7 protein-coding genes are annotated in these 15,072 nt (G+C 36.9%); 6 read left to right on the top strand and 1 reads right to left on the bottom strand.

Features of this window, described 5'->3' with window-relative positions; all coding sequences use genetic code 11:
• Position 1 precedes the first annotated feature (1 nt).
• The gene (locus EHV10_RS06460) at positions 2-1,744 is read right to left on the bottom strand and encodes an Rqc2 family fibronectin-binding protein (RefSeq protein WP_128673954.1); all 1,743 of its coding nucleotides are present in this window, start codon (positions 1,742-1,744) and stop codon (positions 2-4) included.
• A gap of 610 nt (positions 1,745-2,354) precedes the next feature.
• On the opposite strand from EHV10_RS06460, the gene EHV10_RS14925 reads away from it, so the two are divergent.
• The 6 genes from EHV10_RS14925 (at position 2,355) to EHV10_RS06425 (ending at position 15,072) form a co-directional block, all read left to right on the top strand.
• Positions 2,355-8,759: an FMN-binding protein gene (locus EHV10_RS14925; protein WP_243116084.1), complete on the top strand. Its 6,405-nt coding sequence runs from the start codon at positions 2,355-2,357 to the stop codon at positions 8,757-8,759.
• Between the two features lie 306 nt (positions 8,760-9,065).
• Positions 9,066-11,723: an alanine--tRNA ligase gene (gene alaS / locus EHV10_RS06445; protein WP_128673953.1), complete on the top strand. Its 2,658-nt coding sequence runs from the start codon at positions 9,066-9,068 to the stop codon at positions 11,721-11,723.
• Positions 11,724-11,735: 12 nt separating this feature from the next.
• On the top strand, positions 11,736-12,461 hold the full coding sequence (gene nagB / locus EHV10_RS06440) for a glucosamine-6-phosphate deaminase (protein ID WP_128673952.1): 726 nt from the start codon (positions 11,736-11,738) through the stop codon (positions 12,459-12,461).
• Positions 12,452-13,603, top strand: a complete 1,152-nt coding sequence (gene nagA / locus EHV10_RS06435) for an N-acetylglucosamine-6-phosphate deacetylase (RefSeq protein ID WP_128673951.1) — start codon at positions 12,452-12,454, stop codon at positions 13,601-13,603. The genes nagB and nagA overlap by 10 nt, the downstream gene beginning before the upstream one ends.
• Before the next feature lie 254 nt (positions 13,604-13,857).
• A complete protein-coding gene (codY, locus tag EHV10_RS06430) occupies positions 13,858-14,643 on the top strand; it encodes a GTP-sensing pleiotropic transcriptional regulator CodY (RefSeq protein ID WP_128673950.1) in 786 nt (261 codons plus the stop codon).
• Between the two features lie 111 nt (positions 14,644-14,754).
• Positions 14,755-15,072, top strand: a complete 318-nt coding sequence (locus tag EHV10_RS06425; RefSeq protein ID WP_128673949.1) for a hypothetical protein — start codon at positions 14,755-14,757, stop codon at positions 15,070-15,072.

Here is a 15,072-nt window from a genome sequence, read left to right as displayed (position 1 = left end):
ATTATTTTTGTTGTAGATCCGCCCTTGGTGTAGCTACCATTGACCAGTTGGAATGGTAGATAACAAAGCCGGGAGCGGCACCTGCAACTTTTTTTATGTTTTTCTTTTGTATGTAGTCAACTTCAACCTTCTCGGAATCTTTTGCCTTTGAATAGAAGGCAGCCAGTGCGGCGGCTTCTTCATATGCTCTGTCAGGCAAATCTTCTTCATTGTTTGCTTTTAAAATGACATGTGAACCCGGTATTCCCTTGGCATGAAACCACCAGTCATTTCCGGTAGCGACTTTAAAGGTAAGCTCCTCATTCTGATAATTATTTTTACCCACATATATATCATAACCGTCAGTCGAAATATAGTGATATGGATGAGATGTACTCTTTTTTTGTTTACCCGAAGAATGTTTTTTAATATATCCGAAGTCCACAAGCTCCTGACGAATCTGAGAAAGACTCTCATCATCACTTGAAACGTCAAGTGCAGTCTGTATGGAGAGTAAATGCTCAATATCATTTTTTGTATTTAAAATCTCTTCGCTGAGTGCCTTTGTAGTTCTGCTAAGTTTTGCATATTTATCATAATATTTCTTTGCATTTTCTTTTGCGGATTTGTTCTTATCAAGAGGTATGGTTATTTCCTTATTATCATCATAGAAGTTCTCTGTGGTAAAGGAACTCTCTCCTCCTTTAAGGCTGTACCCGTAAGTATTTAAAAGGTCTCCGTATACTCTGTAAATATCCTTTTTATCAGCATCTTGAAGTTGCTTTTCCTGTAAATCATACTTTTTACTTGCTCTTTCAAGTGCGGTATTTACAATACGGCGCAGATCCGAACTCTTTTGCCTGTTAAGTACAAAGGCTTCTCTGGAAGAGTAGAAATCATATAACATCTTGCTTACAGAATCATAGGATTCTTTTTTATATTCCTCACTGTTATACGAGAAAAGTTCAACAGAAGAAAACTCAAGAGCTTCTTCTTTTCTGTATACAATATTAGGTGAGAAGTTGTGAGAACTTATATCTTCAAGTAAATTCTTTATTGTATGAAAAAGATGAGTATACTCAAGTTCACTAAGAGATGTTGAAGGAGCTTGAGAGGAAAGGGAAGCTCTTAAAACTATTTCCTCAGCTATAAGCGGACTGATACCTGCAAAGTTCATATATATTGACTTTGACAGGGCATACTCCTTTGATTTTAAAATCTCTGTAAACTCCTCAAGTTCCGTATTTAATAAATCTTTTTTCTTTAATTCATCAGGCAGGAAATATTCCCTTCCCGGAAGTACTTCTCTTAAAGAACTCATATTTGCGGAGATTCGCTTGATAGAATCAATTATTTTATTATTTTCATCGGTAAATATTATGTTTGAGTGCTTTCCCATTATCTCCACATACATTTTTTTGTGACTGATATCGCCAAGTTCATTTAAATGCTCAAGTTCAAAACATAATATTCTTTCCAGGTCCATTTGGAATATATCGGTTATTTTTGCCGTTCCAATGTATTTTCTAAGAAGCATTAAAAATGCCGGAGCAACTTTGGGAGCGGGTTTATTTACATCCGTAAGGTATACAAGTGGAAGTGAAGCACTTGCAGATACCAAAAGTCTATAAGTTTTTGCATTATTTTTAACTGTAAAAATAAGTTCGTTTTCTTCAGGCATGGAAATTTTTGAAATTCTGCCGCCTACAAGCTTTGTATTTAGTTCATATGATAAATTTGATATTACTATGCCGTCAAAAGCCATTTTATTACCTCTATCCTAAACTTAAATCTTAATAGTAATTTTAAAAATACATTATACCACAGTATATCTATATATACTGCATTATTTAGAGAAATAAATGAAACTAAAATTTATAGATATTATGTTTTAATAATAATTATGCAACAAAATATTGAATGTAATTTTCATCACTTTGTTAAAAACTTGAACAAAGTTATTTTAGGATATTACAGAATTTATACTGATGTAGAAATATTGCATGTATTAATAAAAAACACAAAATTCCTTTATTATTTATATGCACTATGATAGAATAACAAACATAATGGATGAAAAAATACACATATCAATATATATTCTTATTTATTATTGTCTGAAAATATAAGCGAAATGCCAAATAAGTCTGTACTAAGAGTTTGAAAGCTCTTTTTTTACATCTTTGGGTTAGGTTATACTTACTAATTTAAGTAATTATCATCAATGCATAAATTTACAGAAAATAATTTGGAAACGAATATCAAATTGATTGTCTTTAGAAAGGAGGCATTAAAAGTATAGTTTACTAAGATTATTTTTCATTCCATATAATATTAGATGTTACTACACTTATACTAGAGGGGGTACTTATTTTGTGAAAAGAACATTCAATAGAATAGCTACATTGATGTTTGCTTCTACATTAGCATTTGTGAATACATTTCCAAGCCAAGGGGATGTTACAAAGGGGAAGTGGGAATTATCAGGTGATACCTGGAAATTTTATAATGAAAAGAATGAAGTCCATAAGGGCTGGGTTGAAACTTCTTCAGGATGGTATTATCTTGATCCTGAAACGGGAGATATGAAGACCGGATGGCAAAATATAAATGGAGTAGATTATTATTTTGACTCTGACAAGGATGGTGTATCCGGACATATGCATACCGGATGGTATAAAAATCCGGAAGGCAAATGGTATTTTTTCAATCCTGATCCTGCAACAGGTGGAGGAATGCTTACCGGATGGCAGTGGGTAGACGGATATTGCTATTATTTTGATCCTACACCGGGAAAAGATGGTGGCGGAATGGTTGTCGGTAAGACCACACCTGACGGATTTAAAATTAATGAAAACGGTCAATGGACTGATGACTCAGGGAAAGTACAGTATATTGCAGGAAAGGGGTTCTCAACAAGTAACTCCGGAACTACCGGAGGCGGTTCCAATACTTCTACCGATACATCAAAAGCTTCCAAATCAAGAAGAGAAAAATCATCAGGACAGAGACGAAGCCATGGTGGAAGCGGTTCGGGCGGATCATCAGGAGGAGCAGGGCAGTCAAGCAATCCAAATGAGAAGCCGAAAACACCTGAAAATAAGGAAGAGAGTAAGCCAAGCGAAAAGCCGAAGGCACCTGAAAATAAGGAAGAGAGTAAGCCAAGCGAGAAGCCGAAATCACCTGAAAATAAGGAAGAAAGCAAGCCAAGCGAGAAGCCAAAGGCACCTGAAAATAAGGAAGAAAGCAAGCCAAGCGAAAAGCCAAAGGCACCTGAAAATAAGGAAGAGAGTAAGCCAAGCGAGAGCAAAAATGCTCTTACAGACGGTGAATGGTATGGAACAGCTACCTGGAGCAGATATAAGCTTCAAAGAGGTTCAAATATAGTTAAGGTTACTATAAAGGACGGAAAAATCGAGAAGGTAGATTCGGTAGTATATACAGATGATGATAAGATAGCGGGAAGCTATGAAAGAAAGAGAGATTACCTTCTTGAGAAATTTAAGGGACTTGAAAATGTTGACGGAATCAAAAAGCAGCTAAGTGAGAGAAAGGGCGAGATTTTTGATGCAGTCAGCGGAGCAACAGAAACAGCACAGGGACATGTAAGTGCGGTTGAGAATGCCCTTGAGAGATCAAAGAAGTTTAAAAAAGACCAAAAAGTTCAAAGAATTGACTATATTGAGTTTAAAACAAGACCTGACAGTGTTGCAACAGGTCAGAGCCTTGATCTTTCAAAAACAGTGCTTAAGCTTCATTTAAAGGGTGGAGAGGTAAAGGAGATAACACCTGCAGAGTTTGAAGAGTATGGAATAGTTACCGATCCTCTACATGGAAGCGCATTGCCGTCATTGCTTGAGTTTGTGCATGTACATTTTAAGAATGCGGATTCTCTTATAGATATACAAAGTGAGATTCAGGTAAGAAAGAAGCTTGGTAAAAAATATCCTGATAAGATAGTTATCTCATATGAGAGCGGAGAAACAAAGGATATTACATTAAGTAAGGATGAGTATCGCTATACAGTTGAAGCTAAGGGAAAGATAAAAGAAATGACAATCTACTCCGGAGAAGAGGAGCTTGGAAAGGCAAAGTATGACAGAGATCTTTCACAGTGGCGCTTCAATATGAAAGAGATAGCTCATCCGGGATATGATGCATGGGGATATGATGTATATGCGGTAATAGTGGATGTATCAAAAGATACCTCGGAGATAGCATCATTTGCGCTTGAGACAAAGCTTATAAAGAAAAACTACTATGTAGGAGACAGCCTTGAAATCGGAGGACTTGAGATAAATGCCGTTACAAAGAACGGAAACAATAAGGCATATGTAGGCTGGGAAGCATGTAAGACAGGAGGATTCACCTCAGATCCTGATAACGGATATGTATTTACAAGTGCTGATATAGGTGAGAAAACAATCACTATCAAAAAGAGCATAGGCGGACAGACTGTAGAAAAGACATTTACGGTAAATGTATCCGATCCAAAGAAACAGGCACCTGCAAAGATTGAGCTTTATGCGGGCGAAAAGAAGCTTACAACAGTAAATGTAGACTTTAATAAATTTAGAGAGGCTCAAGGTTATTTAAAGATATTTAATGTTGAGATACCTAAAGAGTATGAAAATTGGACTAAGGATACCTTCAGCGTAAAAGCCTATAATGAGGACGGAGTATTACTTGAGAGCAAGGTAGGAAAGAAATACAGCGTACTTACAGTGGACTTTGCCAACTACAGAGCATTCCATGAAAGCGGAGGTTATGTATGGCTAGGCTTTAAGTTTGTGGAAACAGCTGCAAGCCAAAGCGAATATGTGGACGGTGAATGGTATGGAACAGCTACATGGAGCAGATATAAGCTTCAAAGAGGTTCAAATATAGTTAAGGTTACTATAAAGGACGGAAAAATCGAGAAGGTGGATTCGGTAGTATATACAGATGATGATAAGATAGCGGGAAGCTATGAAAGAAAGAGAGATTACCTTCTTGAGAAATTTAAGGGACTTGAAAATGTTGACGGAATCAAAAAGCAGCTAAGTGAGAGAAAAGGAGAGATTTTTGATGCGGTCAGCGGAGCAACAGAAACAGCACAGGGACATGTAAGTGCGGTTGAGAATGCCCTTGAGAGATCAAAGAAGTTTAAAAAAGATCAAAAAGTTCAAAGAATTGACTATATTGAGTTTAAAACAAGACCTGACAGTGTTGCAACAGGTCAGAGCCTTGATCTTTCAAAAACAGTGCTTAAGCTTCATTTAAAGGGTGGAGAGGTAAAAGAGATAACACCTGCAGAGTTTGAAGAGTATGGAATAGTTACCGATCCTCTACATGGAAGCGCATTGCCGTCATTGCTTGAGTTTGTGCATGTACATTTTAAGAATGCGGATTCTCTGATAGATATACAAAGTGAGATTCAGGTAAGAAAGAAGCTTGGTAAAAAATATCCTGATAAGATAGTTATCTCATATGAGAGCGGAGAAACAAAGGATATTACATTAAGTAAGGATGAATATCGCTATACAGTTGAGGCTAAGGGAAAGATAAAAGAAATGACAATCTACTCCGGAGAAGAGGAGCTTGGAAAGGCAAAGTATGACAGAGATCTTTCACAGTGGCGCTTCAATATGAAAGAGATAGCTCATCCGGGATATGATGCATGGGGATATGATGTATATGCGGTAATAGTGGATGTATCAAAGGATACCTCGGAGATAGCATCATTTGCGCTTGAGACAAAGCTTATAAAGAAAAACTACTATGTAGGAGACAGCCTTGAAATCGGAGGGCTTGAGATAAATGCCGTAACAAAGAACGGAAACAATAAGGCATTTGTAGGCTGGGAAGCATGTAAGACAGGAGGATTCACCTCAGATCCTGATAACGGATATGTATTTACAAGTGCTGATATAGGTGAGAAAACAATCACTATCAAAAAGAGCATAGGCGGACAGACTGTAGAAAAGACATTTACGGTAAATGTATCCGATCCAAAGAAACAGGCACCTGCAAAGATTGAGCTTTATGCGGGCGATAAGAAGCTTACAACGGTAAATGTAGACTTTAATAAGTTTAGAGAAGCGCAGGGGTATTTAAAGATATTTAATGTTGAGATACCTAAAGAGTATGAGAACTGGAATAAGGATACCTTCACTGTAAAAGCCTATAATGAGGACGGAGTACTGCTTGGAACAAAGGTAGGAAAGAAATACAGTGTACTTACAGTGGACTTTGCCAACTACAGAGCATTCCATGAAAGCGGAGGCTATGTATGGATAGGCTTTAAGTTTGTGGAAACACCACAGAAAGAGCAGGTATTACCGGCTGCAGTTGAATTATATGATAAGCAGGAACTTATTTACAATAAAACAGGCATTACAAAGCAGGAGTTTGAAGGAAGTAATGCACATTTAGTGCTGGATGTCACAATACCTAAAAAGTATGAGAATAAATGGAATGAAGATACATTTACAGTAAAAGTACTTGATTCAAATGGCATACAGCTTAATTACAGCCTTACAAAGAGCGACAATATTTTAAATATCAAACTTGTAGATTATCACAGCCCGCAGTTTGGAAACGGAAGTATAGGACTCAGGTTTAAATACGAAGGTGGTGAAAGTGAAGCCGAAACTATAAAGACTGCAAAGGGAGAGGCTCAGATGGAGACTTTCTTCTATAAGGCAAAAGTTTTGGTAACATATAATGAAAAAACCGGGAAAATTATAAAAGTTGAAGATGACGGTACAGATCCTGGAAATACCCATAACAGAGTTTTCTGGAATATGTCGCTTGGAATGTTTGATAAACTTGTAGGTAAAACAAAGGACAGCGTGGATACCGTTGATGCTGTTACAGGGGCAACACTTTCATCAAATGCTATTAAAAATGCCGTAAAGGACGCATTCCCTAAGCCACCCGTATCCGAAGAAACCAATATGGATAAATTGGATCTGGTAGTGGACGGAGAGACACATACTTATTATTACAAAAAGTATGATCCTAAAAATACGAATATGACATTTATTGTAAATGGCAAGGATGTAACCAATAAGGCTAATCTGGTAAGGAACCCATATGTACCTAAGGTATACTACTATGTAGAGGATGATCAAAAACTTACAGGAAATCTATACGGTACTGCTGATTTCCCATATTCATACTTCTATTTAAGAGAGCTTTTAGCTATAAGAAGCGCACCTACATTCGGAGGTGATCCTACAATAGGTCAGGAGCCTACTCCATTGCAGACGATGAGCTTTGGGGGAAGATATGATTCGGTAAGTTCTTCAAATATAGAAAATTATGGCAAATTTGCCACAGCGGCTTACACTGATAAGACTAAGACAGGATATAAAATTAAAGGGGTTAAAACACCGGTTCAGGTAGATGCCGATTTGTATGCAAAGGTAAAACTTTTGGCGGCAGTAGGTGCGGAAAATCATACAGCACTTATTCCGGCAATTACAAGCATGACTGCTCCGGATTCCGTTACCGGAATAAGCAGAGAAGTTACAAAAACAGAATTACCTACTTATAAGGTTATTAATTATGATTCTACAATCTCCGAAATGAAAGCAAGTGAGAATACTCCTGAAATAAATGCCAACCCTTCAGATGTAAGAGTTTCACTCACAGATCAAAGTGAGTATGGAAATTATCAAATCAACCTTGAAGGTTTGCCTGAAGAAATAAAGGCTGATAAGAATGTACTCGGTGTAACATTTGAGGCAGGAAGCAGTAAGAGAAATGCTAAAGTTTTCGGATTGTCACATGTTGACAATATTATCGCTGACGGTGAGCTGGCATTCTCAGTGGAGATGGGCAAATATGGCGGTAATTTAGCACATAAGCGTTTTGCTTCATTACCGGGTGATAAGATTTACAAAATTACATATTTACTAAGTGATCACAAGAAGTTTGAGATAGACGGATTGGAATTATATATTCCTAAGAGACTTCGCAGCAGTCATATACCTGCTATTGCATCAAAAACAGAGTTTAGTGCGGAAAATGGGGCAGATGTAACATTTGATATGAGAAAGATGCCTTATGAGGGATATGAGATTGGTGATCTATACTTCGGTTCAAAAGATAATACTAAGAAACTTGTTGAAGGAAGCGATTATATATTTGATAAAACAAATGAAACTCTTTCAATAAAGAGCACAGAAAACACAGGTATGGGAGAGTATACAGTTATCTTAAAAGATGCAAATAAGAAAGACGGATACTGCTCCACAAGCTTTAAGTTTGAACTTGGTGAAGCTAAAGAAAAAGAAGAAGGACAGGACAATATAGTAAAAGATGTTGTAGAGAATGTTACAATGTTCGGATACTATGCAAGCCTCAGAGTGACCTTCAATAAAAAGACCAGAGTTATCGTAAGCGTAGAGGACAATGAAACAAGCCCGGGAGCTAATGCCGGCTTCTGGTCAAATGCATTAAGAATGTTGCCTAATTTTGCAGGAAAGAAGGCATCTGAAATTGATTCGGTAGACAGTATAAGCGGTGCAACAGTATCATCAGTTGCTATAAAAAAGGCTGTTAAAAAAGCATTTGCTGACCAAAGCGGCTTTAGAATGGCAAATAAAGATATGGCGGCACAGCAGAGACTTGCTACAGACAGTAATGCCACAAAGCCTGTAGAACATCAAAAAAATGATGCAGAAAATGATAGGGAAGACTTAACAATTTCTCCAAATCATGCAGGAAGAAAAGGCATTATGAAAAATAAAATCTTGGGACTATATGATCCTAAAAAACTGATTGTTAAATAGTAAATATTTACTTTCAAAAAGGCGATGCTTTATATGGGCATCGCTTTTTTATTAGTTTATCATTACAATATTTTACCATTACAATATGGACATTGAGTTTTAACAATGATTGTGATATTATAAAAACAGTTTTGTCTATAAAAATAGAAGGCATTGCCTAAGAATAAGTGAGGTGTATTATGGCTGTTTTTTTATCATCATTTATAGGAAGTTTAATTAAGGCTATCATTTTTGGAATATTAGCTTTTATAGGTATAAAGCTGGGCAAAAAAGCAAGAGATATGAGAAAAGGAAAATAACAGATATATGAGTAACAAAAATTTTAACAGTGAAAACGGGGTAAACAAAATAAGGAAGAAATTCCTTGATTTTTTTGAGAGTAAGGGTCATTTGGTAATGAAGAGCTTCTCTTTGGTTCCTCACAATGATAATTCACTATTACTGATAAATTCAGGTATGGCACCGCTTAAGCCATATTTTACAGGTCAGGAGATACCGCCAAGAAGAAGAGTATGTACATGTCAGAAATGTATTCGTACAGGAGATATTGAGAATGTAGGAAAGACAGCAAGACATGGTACATTCTTTGAAATGCTTGGAAACTTCTCGTTTGGAGATTATTTTAAGCATGAGGCTATCGCATGGACATGGGAATTTTTAACAGAGGTGGCAGGTCTTGATGTAAACAGACTTTATCCTTCAGTATATTTAGAGGATGATGAAGCATTTGAGATTTGGAATAAAGAGATAGGTATTCCGGCTGATAGAATATTTAAGTTCGGAAAAGAAGACAACTTTTGGGAGCATGGAGAGGGGCCTTGTGGACCTTGTTCGGAAGTATATTATGACAGAGGTGAAAAGTACGGTTGCGGTAAGGAAAGCTGTACTGTAGGTTGTGACTGTGACAGATATATGGAAGTATGGAATAATGTATTCTCACAGTTTAACTCGGACGGTAAGGGCAATTACACAGAGCTTATCCAAAAGAATATAGATACAGGTATGGGACTTGAAAGACTTGCGGTAGCGCTTCAGGATGTAGAGTCCATATTTGAGGTTGATACTATAAAGAATCTTCTTGACAGAGTTGCAGACTTGGCAAAAACTTCATACAAAGAAGATGCAAAAAAGGATATATCACTCCGTCTTATTACAGACCATATAAGATCATGCACATTTATGATCTCTGACGGTATTATGCCAAGTAATGAAGGTAGAGGATATGTACTCAGAAGACTTTTAAGAAGAGCTGCAAGACATGGAAGAATGCTTGGAATAAAGGATACTTTCTTAGCTTCACTTGCAAATACAGCAATAGAGCTTTCAAAGGACGGTTATCCTGAGCTTGAAGAAAAGAAGGAGATGATCCTTAAGGTTCTTACTGAGGAAGAGAACAAGTTTGATAAGACAATAGACCAGGGACTTTCAATCCTTGCAGAGATAGAAGAGAACCTCACAAAGAGCGGTGAAAAGGTGATCTCAGGTGAGGATGCATTCAGACTGTATGATACATACGGTTTCCCTCTTGACCTTACAAAAGAGATAATTGAAGAAAAGGGATTCAGTGTAGATGAGGCAGGCTTTAATAAGGCTATGGAGGCTCAGAGAAATCAGGCAAGAGCAGCAAGAAAAGCTACAAACTATATGGGAGCCGATGTTACTATATATCAGTCACTTGATCCGAAGCTTACTACAGTGTTTGAAGGCTATGACAGCCTTCTTGATACAGGTAAGATAACCGCACTTACTACAGAGGATGAAATAGTTGAGGCTATTGCAGAGGGTGATCATGGAACAATTATTCTTGATAAGACTTCATTCTATGCTACCATGGGTGGTCAGAATGCGGATATCGGTGTGATAAAGAAAGATGATGCCGTATTTAATGTAGTGGATGTTATCAAGCTTGCAGGTGATAAGATAGGTCATGTAGGATTTGTAAGTCAGGGAATGTTTAGGCTTGGAGATAAGGTAGAAACTGTTGTAGATTCTGAGAACAGAAAGAAAACAGCGGCAAACCACTCTGCAACTCACCTTTTACATAAGGCACTCAGAGAGGTGCTTGGAAACCATGTCGAGCAGGCAGGAAGCTATGTGGCTGCAGACAGACTTAGATTTGACTTTACACATTTTAAGAGCCTTTCAAGAGAAGAGATTGCAGAGGTAGAGGCACTTGTAAATTTAGAGATAAATAAAGCTCTTCCGGTAGTTACAGATATAATGAATGTGGAAGATGCTAAAAAGAGCGGTGCTATGGCACTCTTCGGTGAAAAATATCAGGGCGATGTAAGAGTTGTAAGCATGGGAGATTTCTCAAAGGAGCTTTGCGGAGGTACTCATGTACATAACACATCGGATATCAAGCTTTTCAAGATTCTTTCAGAAAACGGTATTGCTGCAGGTGTAAGAAGAATAGAAGCTCTTACAGGTGACGGCGTTATAGAATTCTATCAGGATATAGAAAACAGAATGCAAAAGGTTGCTGAGCTTTTAAAAACAGGTGAATCTGAACTTATTACAAAGGCTGAGAACTTACTTGATGAGATGAAAGCCCTTAAGTCTGAGAATGAGAAGCTTAAAGCAAAACTTGCAAGTGAAGCACTGGGATACAGCACCGAAAATATTGAAATCATAAACGGCATCAAGTTTATTGCAATGCAGGTAAGCGGTGTTGAAATGAATGAGCTTAGAAATCTTGGTGACAAGCTTAAGAATGATGTTGATGAGGGTATGGTTGTACTTGCATCAGATGTTGACGGTAAGGTAAATCTTTTATGTATGGCAGGTGATAATGCACTTAAAGCAGGAGCGCATGCCGGAAATATCATCAAAGCAATTGCTACACTTGTAGGTGGCGGCGGCGGTGGTAGACCGAATATCGCTCAGGCAGGAGGAAAGAATCCTGCAGGTATCAAGGATGCGCTTGATAAGGCAAAGGAAGAGTTTAAATCACAGTTAGCATAGGGGGACGGCAATATGCGTATTATATGTGCAAAAGATTATAAAGAAATGAGTGAAATGGCGGCAGACATAATAGGTGCACAGGTACTTTTAAAACCTGATGCCGTACTTGGACTTGCAACAGGTTCAACGCCTATAGGGACATATGAAGAATTGGTAAGAAGATATGAGGCAGGCAGACTTGATTTTGGTAAAATCAAAACTGTAAATCTTGATGAGTACAGAGGGCTGACAAGGGATAATGATCAAAGCTATTATTATTTTATGCATTCACATCTTTTCGATCATATAAATATAAATAAAAATAATACAAATGTACCTGACGGTATGGAGCCCGATGCACTTAAGGCAGGTCAGGACTATGAAAATATTATAAAAAATTACGGTGGAATAGATCTACAGCTTCTTGGACTTGGCAATAACGGACATATCGGTTTTAATGAGCCGGGTGATGAATTTATTGACAAGACTCATGTGGTAGATTTGACAGAGAGTACAATAGAGGCCAATAAGAGATTCTTTGCAAGTGTAGATGATGTCCCTAAGCAGGCATATACTATGGGTATCGGAAGTATTATGAGAGCAAAGCGTGTACTTATGGTAGTAAACGGTAAGGGAAAGGCTGAAATTGTAAAAGAAGCATTCTTTGGGCCTATTACACCTAAGGTACCTGCATCTATATTGCAGTTACATAATGATTTTATTCTGATAGGAGATGTGGAGGCTTTGTCATGCTTATAAAAAATGCGATAGTGTTTGATCCGGACAGAGTGTTCAGAAACAGAGAGATACATATCTCAGGAGAGAAGTTTTCAGAAAGCTCATTCATGAACCTCGGGTTTACACAGGAAGATGACAGGAAGCAGGTGGATGCTACAGGACTTTATGCCATACCGGGACTTGTAGATATACATTTCCACGGATGCATGGGTGATGATTTTTGTGATGCAAAGGAAGATACAATAAAGAATATAGCGGAATACGAGGCTAAAGTAGGTGTGACAAGTATTTGTCCTGCCACCATGACTATTTCTAAAGATGAACTTAAAGAAATTATGAAAAAAGCTGCCGCGTATGACGGTGATACAGGTGCTAAGCTTGTGGGTATAAATATGGAAGGACCTTTTATAAGTGAGGCAAAAAAAGGTGCTCAGTCATCAAAGTATATATTAAATACGGATGTGGATTTCTTTAATGAATTAAATGAGTTGTCAGGAAATCTTATTAAGCTTGTAGATATCGCTCCTGAGGGTGAGGGTGCTATGGATTTCATAGCAGGTGTAAAGGATAAAGTTGTAGTATCTATTGCACATACTATGGCAAATTATGATATAGCGGTAAAGGCATTTGAAGAGGGAGCATCTCATGTTACTCATCTTTACAATGCTATGCCACCTTTTACACATAGAGAACCGGGAGTAATCGGTGCCGCTATTGACAATGATAGGGTATGTGTAGAGCTTATCTGTGACGGTATACATATTCATCCGGCTGTAGTGAGAGCTACATTTAAGATGTTTGGAGATGAGAGAGTTATACTTATAAGTGACAGTATGAGAGCATGCGGACTTAGTGACGGTGAGTATACACTTGGAGGACAGAAGGTATTTGTTACCGGAAGGAAGGCAGTACTTGATGACGGAACTATAGCAGGTTCTGTTACAAATCTTTTTGAATGTATGAAGAGAGCGGTACAGGATATGCATATCAGACTTGAGGATGCTATAGCAGCCGCTACTATAAATCCGGCAAAACAAATCGGCATATATGATAAAGTAGGAAGTATTGAAGACGGAAAATACGCTGATTTGGTTTTAATGGACAAGTCATTAAATATAAAAGCTGTTTATGTACATGGCAAGGAAATATATAGTGAATTATAAATTGTGTGAGGCGAGGTGAAAACTTCGCCTTTTTGAATATTATTATCAGATTACATATAAAATTGATAACTTTATTCAGTTATTTTAAATAAAGTGTTATATTGAAATAATATATTATTTGAATTACATAAGTTTAGATAAGTAAATAATATGAATTATAATATAAAAAAGTTGTACATTTATTCAAATTGTGCTAAAATTCAAGTGTGAGCTTTATTGAAAATACGTTGTTTTCTAAGGGGAGGTTTTCTTGAATGAGTGTACAATTATTGGATAAGACTAGAAAGATTAACAAGTTATTACACAATAATAATTCACAGAAAGTAGTATTTAATGATATATGTGATGTATTATCAGAAATACTCGAGGCAAATAGTCTTGTTATTAGTAAAAAGGGAAAGGTATTAGGAGTTGGAACACATAATGGTACATCTGAGATCAAAGAGCTGATTGCTGATAAAGTAGGCGGCTTTATAGATGAAATGCTGAATGAAAGACTGCTCTCAATATTGTCCACAAAAGAAAATGTTAATCTTGCAACACTGGGGTTTGACGAGAAAAATGTCAATAGATTTCAGGCTATTATAAGCCCGATTGATATTGCAGGTTCAAGACTTGGTACTGTATTCATTTACAAAGAGGAGAATGGCTTTGATATAGATGACATAATATTAAGTGAGTACGGTACAACAGTAGTAGGACTTGAAATGATGAGAAGTGTAAATGAGGAGAATGCAGAGGAGAACAGAAAGATTGCAATTGTAAAATCCGCAATATCAACACTTAGCTTTTCAGAACTGGAAGCTATAATACATATCTTCGATGAATTAAACGGAAATGAGGGTGTGCTTGTAGCAAGTAAGATAGCTGACAGAGTAGGAATTACCAGATCGGTGATAGTAAATGCACTAAGAAAATTTGAAAGTGCAGGAGTAATAGAAAGCAGGTCATCCGGCATGAAGGGTACTTACATCAAAGTAATAAATGATGTGGTATTTGCAGAGCTGGAAGAGGTAAAGAAGGATCAGGGTATCAAATAAAGTTAACATACTAAGGACCGGCAAAGCCGGTTCTTTTTTTATAAAAACTATAGTAGATACAGATTATATGTTAATGATATAGTAGAGTAGATATGTGTGAGGTAAATGTTTATGAAATATGATGAACTTGATTTTTTTGAATTTTTTGAAAGTGAGCCTTCCTATCTTTTTGAAAAAGAAGCCGGTATTTGCAGGTATTCATATGAAAAAGATAATCTTAAAATAATGGCGTTTTTATCATGCTATGAGGACTATATGAGTATAGATATTTCATATAAAAAGAGTACAGTTTACAGCGGTGAGATAACAAATATAGAAGAAATAAAGAAGTTTGATACAGATATACTTAAAGTAGTAACAGATAAAAATTGGATATTTCTAAAAAAATGGCCATGTATCGGGGTTAGTTTTGAGGAAAGGTTAGAATAG

The sequence above is a fragment of the Lachnoanaerobaculum gingivalis genome, from assembly GCF_003862475.1.
Taxonomy (GTDB): domain Bacteria; phylum Bacillota; class Clostridia; order Lachnospirales; family Lachnospiraceae; genus Lachnoanaerobaculum; species Lachnoanaerobaculum gingivalis.
The sequence above is the reverse complement of the archived record's forward strand: the minus strand, read 5'-3'. Positions and strand labels throughout refer to the sequence as shown.

Bases quoted from the DNA above. Each gene is read 5' to 3' on its own strand.
- nagA (WP_128673951.1), top strand. From the start codon at position 12,452: ATGCTTATAAAAAATGCGATAGTGTTTGATCCGGACAGAGTGTTCAGA.
- alaS (WP_128673953.1), top strand. From the start codon at position 9,066: ATGAGTAACAAAAATTTTAACAGTGAAAACGGGGTAAACAAAATAAGG.
- codY (WP_128673950.1), top strand. From the start codon at position 13,858: ATGAGTGTACAATTATTGGATAAGACTAGAAAGATTAACAAGTTATTA.
- EHV10_RS06425 (WP_128673949.1), top strand. From the start codon at position 14,755: ATGAAATATGATGAACTTGATTTTTTTGAATTTTTTGAAAGTGAGCCT.
- nagB (WP_128673952.1), top strand. From the start codon at position 11,736: ATGCGTATTATATGTGCAAAAGATTATAAAGAAATGAGTGAAATGGCG.
- EHV10_RS06460 (WP_128673954.1), bottom strand. From the start codon at position 1,744: ATGGCTTTTGACGGCATAGTAATATCAAATTTATCATATGAACTAAAT.